At 47.8% G+C, this 11,311-nt stretch carries 11 protein-coding genes; all 11 read right to left on the reverse strand.

All coding sequences use genetic code 11. From position 1 onward, the window contains the following. Positions 1 to 188 precede the first annotated feature (188 nt). The 11 genes from pnp to rimP all read right to left on the reverse strand — a co-directional run bounded on the left by pnp (position 189) and on the right by rimP (position 11,164). Positions 189 to 2,291: a polyribonucleotide nucleotidyltransferase gene (gene pnp, locus JO375_RS18615; protein WP_229526873.1), complete on the reverse strand. Its 2,103-nt coding sequence runs from the start codon at positions 2,289 to 2,291 to the stop codon at positions 189 to 191. Positions 2,292 to 2,504: 213 nt separating this feature from the next. After that, positions 2,505 to 2,774, reverse strand: coding sequence for a 30S ribosomal protein S15 (rpsO, locus tag JO375_RS18620; RefSeq protein WP_229525869.1), 270 nt, complete (start codon positions 2,772 to 2,774; stop codon positions 2,505 to 2,507). Positions 2,775 to 2,906: 132 nt separating this feature from the next. Further along, positions 2,907 to 3,845 (reverse strand): bifunctional riboflavin kinase/FAD synthetase, encoded by a 939-nt coding sequence (locus tag JO375_RS18625; RefSeq protein ID WP_229525870.1) that lies wholly within the window; start codon positions 3,843 to 3,845, stop codon positions 2,907 to 2,909. Positions 3,846 to 4,017: 172 nt separating this feature from the next. Continuing rightward, positions 4,018 to 4,953: a tRNA pseudouridine(55) synthase TruB gene (gene truB / locus JO375_RS18630; protein ID WP_229525871.1), complete on the reverse strand. Its 936-nt coding sequence runs from the start codon at positions 4,951 to 4,953 to the stop codon at positions 4,018 to 4,020. Then, on the reverse strand, positions 4,950 to 5,927 hold the full coding sequence (locus JO375_RS18635) for a DHH family phosphoesterase (protein ID WP_229525872.1): 978 nt from the start codon (positions 5,925 to 5,927) through the stop codon (positions 4,950 to 4,952). Before JO375_RS18635 ends, truB begins: the two co-directional genes overlap by 4 nt. A 51-nt stretch (positions 5,928 to 5,978) precedes the next feature. After that, complete coding sequence (gene rbfA / locus JO375_RS18640) at positions 5,979 to 6,329, reverse strand: 30S ribosome-binding factor RbfA (RefSeq protein WP_229525873.1); 351 nt, start codon at positions 6,327 to 6,329, stop codon at positions 5,979 to 5,981. 20 nt (positions 6,330 to 6,349) lie between these two features. Next, a complete protein-coding gene (gene infB / locus JO375_RS18645) occupies positions 6,350 to 8,863 on the reverse strand; it encodes a translation initiation factor IF-2 (protein WP_229525874.1) in 2,514 nt (837 codons plus the stop codon). Then, positions 8,856 to 9,179, reverse strand: a complete 324-nt coding sequence (locus JO375_RS18650; RefSeq protein WP_229525875.1) for a L7Ae/L30e/S12e/Gadd45 family ribosomal protein — start codon at positions 9,177 to 9,179, stop codon at positions 8,856 to 8,858. Before JO375_RS18650 ends, infB begins: the two co-directional genes overlap by 8 nt. After that, complete coding sequence (gene rnpM / locus JO375_RS18655; protein ID WP_007430067.1) at positions 9,172 to 9,480, reverse strand: RNase P modulator RnpM; 309 nt, start codon at positions 9,478 to 9,480, stop codon at positions 9,172 to 9,174. The genes JO375_RS18650 and rnpM overlap by 8 nt, the downstream gene beginning before the upstream one ends. A gap of 23 nt (positions 9,481 to 9,503) precedes the next feature. Beyond that, complete coding sequence (gene nusA / locus JO375_RS18660) at positions 9,504 to 10,601, reverse strand: transcription termination factor NusA (RefSeq protein ID WP_229525876.1); 1,098 nt, start codon at positions 10,599 to 10,601, stop codon at positions 9,504 to 9,506. Between the two features lie 101 nt (positions 10,602 to 10,702). Then, a complete protein-coding gene (gene rimP, locus JO375_RS18665; protein ID WP_229525877.1) occupies positions 10,703 to 11,164 on the reverse strand; it encodes a ribosome maturation factor RimP in 462 nt (153 codons plus the stop codon). Positions 11,165 to 11,311 lie beyond the last annotated feature (147 nt).

The raw sequence follows: 11,311 nt of genomic DNA on the forward strand, positions 1-11,311 counted from the left end.
GCGGGGAGGACAAGAACTATGACGCACAGGCCTCTATGAAGCCCACTTTGCCACAGCTAGTGTGTATGTATGAAAAAAGAGCCAGAAACGTAGCTCTGCCTCTTTCCAAAAGCTTAAATAATACTGTTCAATCCCGTGTTCTGAAATCGTAACAGAACTGCTGATGCTGCAGACCGCGTTATCCGATATTAGGACTTCGCAGGCACCTCAGCAGTTAGAACCGCCTTGCGGGACAAGTTGACACGGCCTTGCTGATCGATTTCCGTTACTTTTACTGTAATCGTATCTCCAATAGCAACGACATCTTCAACTTTGGCTACACGCTCTGTAGACAGTTGGGAAATATGAACCAGACCGTCCTTGCCCGGTAAGATTTCGACGAATGCGCCGAACTTCTCAATCCGCTTCACCGTACCGATGTAAATCTCACCGACTACAACCTCTTTGACGATCCCTTCAATAATAGAGCGTGCCTTTTCATTCATCTCTTGGTTCGTCGAAGCAATGAACACACGACCATCTTGTTCGATATCAATCTTCACGCCGGTTTCTTCGATGATTTTATTGATGACTTTACCGCCTGCACCAATAACATCACGGATTTTGTCCGGGTTAATGTTCAACGTCATAATTTTTGGAGCGTACGGAGACAACTGCTCGCGCGGCTTCTGGATGGCTTCCATCATCTTGCCGAGAATGAACATACGTCCCTCTCTGGCTTGATTAAGCGCATCCTGCAAAATTTTACGGTCAATACCGTCAATTTTAATGTCCATTTGGATGGCAGTTACACCTTCTGCTGTGCCAGCCACTTTAAAGTCCATATCGCCCAGATGGTCTTCCATCCCTTGGATATCCGTTAACACGGAAACATGCTCTCCGTCCTTGATCAATCCCATGGCCACACCTGCAACCGGAGCCTTGATTGGTACACCTGCATCCATCATAGCCAGTGTGCTGGCACAGATACTTGCTTGGGACGTTGAACCGTTCGATTCCAGTACCTCGGAAACCAGACGAATGGTATATGGAAATTCCGCTTCGGAAGGAATTACTTTGGAAAGCGCGCGCTCACCAAGGGCACCGTGTCCGATCTCACGCCGACCCGGCGCACGCAAAGGACGAGCTTCGCCTACGCTGAATGGAGGGAAATTGTAATGGTGCATAAAGCGTTTCGTTTCTTCCAGATCGATACCGTCCAAAATTTGCACGTCACCCAATGCGCCAAGTGTACAAACGCTAAGCGCTTGCGTTTGACCGCGTGTGAACAAGCCCGAACCGTGGGTACGCGGCAAAATACCGGTGTCGCTTTCAATTGGACGAATCTCGTCAAGCTTACGACCGTCAGGACGCACTTTGTCATGCGTTATCAGACGACGAACTTCCTCTTTAACGATATCATAGAGAACTTCGCTAACATCTTTCAACAGCTCAGGCGTCTCTATGTATTGCGCTTCAAAATGGGCGACTGTCTCTTCATTGATTGCATCAATTGCATCTTGGCGGGCATGTTTTTCTGCAATTTTTACAGCTTCCACCAAACGTTCGGCTGCATATGCACGTACCTCACTGTTTACCTTTTCATCCACAGCATGCAGCTTAACCTGCATTTTCTCTTTACCTGCGACTTGAACCAGCTGTTCAATGACTGCCACAATATTCTTGATCTCATCGTGACCGAACATAATCGCTTCAAGCATGACTTCCTCTGGAATTTCATCGCCTTCCGCTTCTACCATCATGATGGCATCTTTCGTTCCGGCAACAACCAGATACAAATCGCTTGCATTTTGCTGTGCAATATCCGGGTTAATTACGAATTGCCCGTTCACACGGCCTACAGCAACTCCGCCAATCGGCCCGTTAAAAGGCACATCCGAAATACTAAGTGCAGCCGAGGTGCCGATCATTGATGCAATCTCCGGTTCACAATCCTGATCGACACTCATCACCAGGTTCAATACCTGTACATCATTCCGGAAGCCTTCCGGAAACAATGGACGAATCGGCCGGTCAGTCAAGCGGCTGGACAAAATCGCTTTTTGACTCGGACGTCCTTCACGTTTAATAAATCCACCTGGAATTTTCCCGACAGCATACAATCTTTCCTCATAGTTTACGGTCAGCGGAAAAAAGTCCAGATCTTTGGGTTCACGGGAAGCAGTCACGGTACAAAGCACAACTGTTTCTCCGTAGCTTACTTTAACTGCCGCATTGGCCTGTTTCGCAAGACGTCCTGTTTCCAGCACCAGCTTTCTTCCGCCGAGCTGCATTTCTACACGTTGCTCCATGGTATCCCTCCATTTCATTTCATTGTAAAAGTTCTATACATATCCAGTATTTCCTGCGCAGGTCTTATTCATAAGAAAATCACAGGCAAACCAGAAGATGTAATTCAAAAAAAGATTCTCATTTCAAAAAAGAACCCGGCTGCTGTCCGCCGTCGCCTTAGCAGGGACAAGCGGTGAACAACCAGGCTTCTTTTCTCATTGCATGTCTGAAAATTAACGGCGCAGTCCGAGACGCTCGATCAACGCACTGTAACGTTGAACATCAGTCTTCTTCAGGTAAGCCAAAAGTTTACGACGCTGACCGACCATTTTCAACAACCCGCGGCGGGAGTGATGGTCTTTCTTGTGCGAACGAAAGTGACTTTGCAAGTTGACGATGTTTTCAGTAAGGATAGCGATTTGTACCTCTGGAGATCCTGTATCGGATTCATGAGTTTTGTACTCCTCGATCAATTGCTGTTTACGCTCTTGAGTCAATGCCATCCTGTTCACCTCCTTCATTATAATCGCCATTAGCCTCGTAGCCGCCGGTGAAAGCGGGCAACCAAGCTAAGGTTCATCGTTGTTTACACAACATAAGTCAGTATAACACAGCGCCTGTCTTATGTAAATAATTTAGCCTAACAGCTTTCTAGCCGTCTGTGCGTCATTGCCGATTTGGCTAATCAGCTCGTCCACGGAAGAAAATTTTCGTTCAGGACGGATATAATGATGAAGCTCAACAAGCACAGGCTCCCCATAAATCTGCTGATTAAAATCAAACAGATGCACTTCAAACGACGGACTCAGCACGCCTTCATGAAAAGTAGGCTTAACCCCCACATTCATTACACCGTTTATCCACCGATTATCTACAAGTGCGCGAACAGCATACACACCTTTGACCGGAATGACGTAAGTATCATCCAGCTTGAGATTAGCGGTAGGAAATCCAATCGTACGCCCCCGCTTTTCTCCATCCACTACAGTTCCCCGGATACGGTAGGGACGCCCCAACCAGCGGGAGGCATGCGTTAGCTCGCCAGTCTGCAAAGCACGGCGGATGCCGGAGCTGCTGACCTTTTCCCCATCCAGTTCAAACGGTGGTACGGTGTGCACAGCCATCAGTTCTCCACCAAGCTTGCGCAATGTATCCTCATGCCCCGCCCCCCGGTAGCCAAACCGAAAATCAAAGCCCACAACTGCTGTTTGAATTTGTAACGGTAGCAGTACATCAGTAATGAACGCCTCCGGGCTGACCTTGGAAAAATCCTCGTTAAAACTCATAATATAAAGTACATCTATACCCATATCAGCCAAAATCGCCTGCTTGTCCGCAAGCGGTGTTAAGTAGCCTTCATAGTCACCCTTTTTCATGACTTCCTTCGGATGAGGATGAAATGTCATAACAGATACCGGGATTTTTTGTTCCCGGGCAAGTGCAACAGCTTGGTATATGACGCTTGCGTGACCCAGATGAAGACCGTCGAACTGACCAATCGCCGTGACTTGTGGACGTCCCCATTGCTGCAAAAGCTCATCACTCAATGGATAAGATAACGAAACGGTAATCATATTCATTCACCTGCATTTCACATCATTTGACTAACTTCGTCAAAATTATAGCACAATTCAAGATAAGAAAAACGTCTATCGACGAATACTTTCACGGAAGCCAGACCGCGCCTAGCGGAGTTTTTCTTGCGATTACAGAATGATTCAGCTCTGCTGAAAATTATAAATTCTATCATCTTAAAAAAACTTTAATTGGAGTGATCGCACCGGATTCATCTCGTCCGTATATGCCCAAAAACGTTCCATCCGTTTTATACAAACGGAAGGGACGGCTATCAGCTACAGGCGGTGAAACCACACTGAGCGATAGACGTTGGCCTTGCAGAGCTGCGGCTGCTTTGGCCTCAGCCACCGTATGTTTAGGCATATAATCAATCGCCTGATCGATTGCTATAAGCCGCTCTCCCAGGCTGCCATCCGCAACGCAGCGCTCTATTTCTTCGAACGTCAGACAGCGTTCCGCAGGTATTCCCGCAGACATGGTTCGCTCCAGCTTGACCATCGTTGAGGGATATCCCAATGCACGACCAATATCTACACACAGTGTTCGGATATATGTCCCCTTGGAGCATAAGGCACGAAAGGAAATATCCACATACGATCCTGTCTGCGCGAATCCTGTCATCTCCAGCTCATAAATGTCCACTTCGCGGCTTTTGCGCTCCACGGTTTTGCCTTCCCGAGCCAGTTCGTACAGGCGTTTTCCATTTACTTTGAGTGCGGAGTACATCGGCGGTACCTGCGAGATTGTTCCAACAAACTGCCCCAGTATCGCTTTGGCCTCTCCCTCCGACACCTTTACCGGGCCCTCACTCTCTTCAGTAACTGTCCCCGTTAGGTCTTCAGTATCGGTCGCAATGCCTAATCTCAGCGTAGCCTGGTACTCCTTCGGCCGCTCCTGCAAATATTCTACCACCCGGGTAGCACGTCCCAGACACAGGGGCAGTACCCCGGTTACCTGGGGGTCAAGCGTTCCGGTGTGCCCGATCCGCTTCATCCCCAATAAACGGCGAGCCTTCGCCACCACATCATGGGAAGTAAATCCAGCGGGTTTATAGACGGGCAAAATACCTTCCCACGTTGCCTGTACCTTTTTCATCGGGTTCATAGCTCTGCTTTCACCCGCCCTACAACGGTTTCAATGATGTCCTCCAGTTTACCCTCCAGCTTGCAGCCCGCGGCACGAACATGTCCCCCGCCCCCAAACGATTGGGCTAATGCAGCTACGTCAACCTGACCTGCCGATCTCATGCTGGCTTTAACCGCTTGTTCATTGATCACTTTAAAAAGTATGCCTACTTCAACACCACGAATATTTCTTGGATAATTAACAATCCCTTCCAAGTCCTCATTAACAGCTCCGCACTCATTCATATCATCAGGTGTCACAATCACCCAGGCGACTTTACCGTCGTCCGACATCGTGAGTGTTTGCAGTGCCCTCGTCAGCATTTTCATTTGCGGAAATGTCATTTCTTCCAGTATTTTTTCGGACAAGGCTGGACCATCTACACCGTAAGTGAGCAACTGTGACACAATAGACATCACCTTTGGCGAAGTGTTGGAATACCGGAAGCCTCCTGTATCCGTCAGTAATCCTGTATATACGGAAGTAGCTACTTCAACGTCCCAGCTTACTGCGAAACTTTCCAGCAAATCAAAAAGAATTTCCGCTGTTGCCGCTGCGTCCGGCTTGATCACATTCACCTTGCCATACGCATCATTCGTCGGATGATGATCAATATTCAGAATAACCGCATCTTCCGCAAAAAATTGTTCTGTCAGGCCCACGCGGCGATAATCTGCACAGTCTACGCAAATGATGCAGTTGTATTTCCGTTCTGGCGGTTGCTGGCTCATATCCATAATCTCATCGGCATGCCACAAAAAATCCATGCGTTTGGGGATGGGTCCCTCATTCAACATGGTATATTTCTTCCCCAGACATGAGAGAAGCCAGCCCACCGTTACGGTGGAGCTGACTGCGTCTCCGTCCGGCTGTACATGCGATACGATCAGGTAATCATCATGCTCCAGAATAAATTCCTTCGCTTGTTGAAGCGCCTGTTCATAGGTATGCATTCGCCGTCTCCTTTACATTCAGTTCATCGTTCTTTCGATACACAAGAATTCCTATTTTTCGTCCTTGTCAATATCGCTCAACAGCTTTTCAATCCGGCTGCCGTAAGCAATGGATTCGTCAATTTTGAAAATCAGCTCAGGAATATGGCGTAGCCGTATCCGTTTGCCAAGCTCAGAACGAAGATAACCGTTCGCTTTGTCCAATGCTTTCAAGGAAGAAGTTTTTTGCTCTTCGTCCCCTAACACACTCAAATATACCTTCGCTTGGGACAAATCGTTTGTGACATCAACACCTGTAACCGTAATAAAGCCGATACGGGGGTCTTTTAAATCTGTCTGTATAAGTTGGCTCAGTTCTTTCTTAATCTGCTCCCCAACGCGACCTGTACGTATTTTAGCCATGGATGCTCACCTCTCTGCCGTTAGCGCTCCACTGTTTCCATGACGAACGCTTCAATAATGTCGGATTCCTTAATATCATTATAGCCATCAAGGGTAATACCACATTCATAGCCTTGGGCAACTTCTTTGGCGTCGTCCTTGAAGCGTTTCAGTGAGTCGATTTTACCTTCAAAAATGACGATTCCGTCGCGAATCAGACGTGCCTCTGCTGAACGTGCAATTTTGCCGGACGTCACCATACAACCAGCAATCGTCCCGACTTTAGTAACTTTAAACACGTTGCGAACTTCAGCGTGTCCGATCACATTTTCTTTATATTCAGGGTCCAGCATGCCTTTCATAGCCTGCTCGATTTCTTCAATGACATTGTAAATGACACGATGCAGACGAATGTCCACTTTTTCAGCTTCGGCTGTAGATTTTGCCTGATTATCAGGACGAACGTTAAAGCCAATTACGATAGCATTGGAAGCTGCAGCCAAAATAATATCGGACTCGGTGATGGCACCTGCACCACTATGAATAATTTTGACGCGCACACCTTCAACTTCAATCTTGTTCAAGGAGCCTTTCAGGGCTTCTACGGAACCTTGCACATCACCTTTGATGATGACATTCAGGTCCTTCATCTCACCATCCTTGATGTGCTGGAACAGGTCATCCAGCGTTACGCGGGTGTTGCTGCCCAGATCGGACTGACGCTGCGTGATCGCACGCTTCTCAGCGATAGCACGAGCTTTGCGCTCATCCTCAAACACCATGAACGGATCGCCAGCGAGCGGCACTTCTGTCAAACCAGTAATTTCAACTGGTGTAGAAGGTCCCGCTTCCTTGAGACGACGACCTTTGTCGTTGACCATAGCACGTACACGTCCAAAGCAGTTGCCCGCGACGAACGCATCGCCGACTTTCAGCGTACCATTTTGAACGAGAACACGGGCTACAGAACCGCGGCCTTTATCCAGCTCAGCCTCGATGATTGTACCGCGCGCACGTTTGTCCGGATTCGCTTTGTACTCATTCACTTCAGCTACGAGCAGAATCATTTCAAGCAGATCTTCCAGGCCCATTCTTTGCTTCGCTGAAACGTTGACGAAAATAGTATCTCCGCCCCACTCTTCAGGCACCAATTCATATTCCGTCAGTTCCTGCTTCACTTTATCCGGGTTCGCATCCGGTTTGTCAATCTTGTTCACAGCCACGATAATAGGCAGGCCTGCTGCTTTCGCATGGCTGATCGCTTCGACTGTCTGGGGCATAACACCGTCGTCAGCCGCCACCACAATAATCGTCATATCTGTGACTTGAGCACCACGAGCACGCATTGCAGTAAAGGCCTCGTGACCCGGTGTATCCAGGAAAGTGATTTTTTTACCGTTGATCTCAACTTGGTATGCACCGATATGCTGTGTAATGCCGCCGGCTTCGCCACCTGTTACATTCGTGGAGCGAATCGCATCCAGCAAAGTGGTTTTACCATGATCGACGTGACCCATGATTGTGACAACTGGCGGACGTGTTTTCAGATCTGCCGGATCATCATTCTCTTCAACCGTTTCAAAACGATCCTCTTCGACCGGAATCTTCACTTCCACCTCAACGCCAAAGTCACCAGCCAGCAAAAGAATGGTATCCATATCCAGTTCCTGGTTGATTGTTGCCATTGTTCCGAGCATAATCAGCTTTTTGATCACTTCTGACGCGTCTTTGTGAAGCAGCTTTGCTGTTTCACCTACGGTCATCTCACCACGCACAATAATTTTCTTAGGCGTGTTGTCGATTTTCTCACGACGCTCCTGTTGTTGTGGAGCTTTACCGCGATTGTTGAATTTCCCGCCACGATTGTTGCCACCGCGGTTATTGCCGCCGCGACCACCGTTACCACCGCGTCCTCCGCCTTGACGGCTATCTTCGAAACGGCCTTGGCCGGAGCGGTTATTACCAGAGTTAAAGTTGCTGCCTGAACGGTTGCCACCGCCATTACGGCTGGCATTGCTGCTTCCCGTAGATGAAGATGTTTTTAGTGCCGTTCCGCCCTGACTTCCTTGAGAACGTGAACCTGTGTGGCTGCTGGAACGCTGTTGTCCCCCTTGCTGCTGGCCACCTGGTCTATTGGTACCTTGTTGACTGCGGTTTTGTCCGCCCTGCTGACTACCTTGCGCTTTAGGAGCGCTGCTTCGATTATTGTTTTGGTTGTTGTTTGTCCTATTCATACTTACCTGCTTTTCCTGTTGATTTTTGGTTTGCCCAGTTGAACGATTACTGTTCTGACTTGAACCGGTCTGGCTTGAATTAGCCTGAGCCGAGCTTGCTTGTGCCGTGTCTGCTCCACCTTGCTTGGCCGCAGCACTCGATTTAATACTCTTAAAAAAATTTTCCACTTTACCTACGGCATCATATTCTATGACGCTCATGTGGTTGTTCACGGGAATATCCAGCCGTTTAAGAATGGTGATAATTTCCTTGCTGCTCATGTTCAACGATTTGGCGTATTCGTATACCCGCACTTTGTCTTTGCTTTCTTGTTTACTCAATATACTCCACCTCCGACATTATCCCCGCATGTTTTACGATCAGTTTCGCGAATCCTTGATCCGTTACAGCCAGCACCACCCGTTCAGGTTTGCCGATACTGCTTCCCAAGCTTTCCCGGTCAAATCCTATCAATAAGGGGATTTTGTACGTTCCGCATTTGTCACGGAATTTCTTTTGAGTATTCATTGAAGCATCTTTCGCAAGAATGACCAGCTTGGCTTCTGAGGACCTGATCGCTTTATAAACGATCTCATCACCTGTTAGCAGCTTACCAGCTCTCATGGCAAGGCCCATTCCAGACAGCGCCTTATTCATCCTGCACGCTGCCTTGTGCCGCCAGGAATTCTTCCTCGACGGCAGCAAAATCGCGACTTAGCTGCTCATAGATATCAGGATGTACCGAGTGCTTCAAAGCTCGGTCCAGTGCCTTGCTCTTTTGAGCCAGCTTGAAGCAGGCGGCTTTGCCGCACAAGTAAGCACCGCGCCCTGACTTTTTGCCGGTCAAGTCAATCAACACTTCGTCCTCAGGGGTTTTGACGACACGGATTAGCTGCTTCTTTGGCATCATTTCATGACAGGCCACACATTTTCGCAAAGGTATCTTTCTCTGTTTCATGCATTACCCCCCCTAAACTCCGCTTAATCTATAGAAACGGAATCCTGATGCATTTCATCGGTGGATGTTCTTGGTCTGCCAAGCTCTTCCTCCGCCTGTGTTTCACTCTTAATATCAATTTTCCAGCCAGTAAGCTTCGCCGCAAGCCGAGCGTTCTGACCTTTAATGCCGATAGCTAAAGAAAGCTGATAGTCAGGCACAATGACACGCGCCATTTTTTCCTCTTCAAACACTTGTACCTCAAGCACTTTGGAAGGACTCAGCGCATTGGCTACGTATTCGTCAACGTTATCGGAATAGCGCACGATGTCGATTTTTTCTCCACGCAGCTCATTTACAATCGTTTGTACGCGTGTTCCTCTCGGTCCTACACAGGAGCCAACCGGATCAACCTCTTCATTACGGGAATAAACCGCGATTTTGGAACGGAAGCCTGCTTCACGTGCTACAGAACGAATCTCTACAACACCGTCAAAAATTTCAGGAACTTCAAGTTCAAACAACCGCTTAAGCAGACCTGGATGAGAGCGGGACAGCATGATTTGCGGTCCTTTGGTGGTATTCTCTACCTTAGTAATATAAGCCTTGATTCGATCCAGATGGTTAAACTTCTCATTTGGCATCAGCTCGCTCAACGGGAGAACGGCTTCTACTTTACCCAAATCAATATAAATATTACGCGGGTCCTGGCGCTGTACAGTTCCTGTTACAATGTCTTCTTCCTTGTCCACAAACTTGTTGTAGATGAGTCCGCGTTCGGCCTCGCGGATGCGCTGGGTCACGACCTGCTTCGCTGTTTGTGCGGCAATCCGGCCAAAATCACGTGGTGTAACTTCAATTTCTGCAATATCCTCCAATTGGAAATGCGGATTAATTTCACGAGCTGCCGGCAGTGAAATCTCAGTGCGGGGATCCAGTACCTCCTCAACAATCAGCTTGCGTGCATATACTTTAATAACGCCCGAGTTGCGGTTCATATCAACACGCACATTCTGTGCGGTGTTGAAATTCCGTTTGTAGCTGGAAATCAAGGCTGCTTCAATCGCCTCAAACAGCACATCCTTGCTGATCCCCTTTTCCCTCTCCAACTCGTTCATTGCTTCAATAAAATCCATACTCATGGATTACTGCTCCCCCTTTCAAATGATGGCACCTGTGTCCCGGTCAGCACACGAGGTTAAAAACATGAAGTTATATCAAACAGCAACAGCCAAATCCAAAATTAAAATATGATCGCGAGCCTTGCGCCAGCCACCTTCTCATAAGGTATGGTATGCTTCTTTTGCCCGCTTTGAACAGTGAGTTCTCCATCTTCAAAAGAAAGCAGACGACCTTCAAATTCCTTCAGACCGTTGATCGGCTCGTATGTAGTAACAAATACATTTTTACCCACCGCTTTAGTTACGTCCTCCGCTTTTTTTAGCGGTCTTTCCGCGCCTGGTGAAGATACCTCAAGAAAATATGCTGTAGAAACAGGGTCATTTTCGTCCAGCTTTTGGCTCAGATATTCACTGATCATACTACAATCGTCCAGATCAATTCCTCCGTCTTTGTCTACAAAAACGCGAAGAAACCAATTGCTGCCCTCTTTGACATACTCGACATCAACCAGTTCAAAGCCATGCTCATCGAGAAAAGGCTGGGCCATTTCTTCCACTGCTGATTTGATCTTTGGTGTGCTCAAAGATTATAACCTCCAAAAGTAAACTTTCCTGGACTGAAAAAAGACGCCCATTACCATGGACAATGCTTCTTCACCACAGGTATTTTCATTTGCTGTGATGTTCATTTCAGGCTCACTGCAAATAAACCGGCGTACCGGTTTCAGCCT

This window comes from Paenibacillus farraposensis (genome assembly GCF_020736845.1).
Taxonomy (GTDB): Bacteria; Bacillota; Bacilli; order Paenibacillales; family Paenibacillaceae; genus Paenibacillus; species Paenibacillus farraposensis.

Bases quoted from the DNA above. Each gene is read 5' to 3' on its own strand.
- pnp (WP_229526873.1), bottom strand. From the start codon at position 2,291: ATGGAGCAACGTGTAGAAATGCAGCTCGGCGGAAGAAAGCTGGTGCTG.
- rpsO (WP_229525869.1), bottom strand. From the start codon at position 2,774: ATGGCATTGACTCAAGAGCGTAAACAGCAATTGATCGAGGAGTACAAA.
- JO375_RS18625 (WP_229525870.1), bottom strand. From the start codon at position 3,845: ATGATTACCGTTTCGTTATCTTATCCATTGAGTGATGAGCTTTTGCAG.
- truB (WP_229525871.1), bottom strand. From the start codon at position 4,953: ATGAACCCGATGAAAAAGGTACAGGCAACGTGGGAAGGTATTTTGCCC.
- JO375_RS18635 (WP_229525872.1), bottom strand. From the start codon at position 5,927: ATGCATACCTATGAACAGGCGCTTCAACAAGCGAAGGAATTTATTCTG.
- rbfA (WP_229525873.1), bottom strand. From the start codon at position 6,329: ATGGCTAAAATACGTACAGGTCGCGTTGGGGAGCAGATTAAGAAAGAA.
- JO375_RS18650 (WP_229525875.1), bottom strand. From the start codon at position 9,179: ATGAATAAGGCGCTGTCTGGAATGGGCCTTGCCATGAGAGCTGGTAAG.
- rnpM (WP_007430067.1), bottom strand. From the start codon at position 9,480: ATGAAACAGAGAAAGATACCTTTGCGAAAATGTGTGGCCTGTCATGAA.
- nusA (WP_229525876.1), bottom strand. From the start codon at position 10,601: ATGAGTATGGATTTTATTGAAGCAATGAACGAGTTGGAGAGGGAAAAG.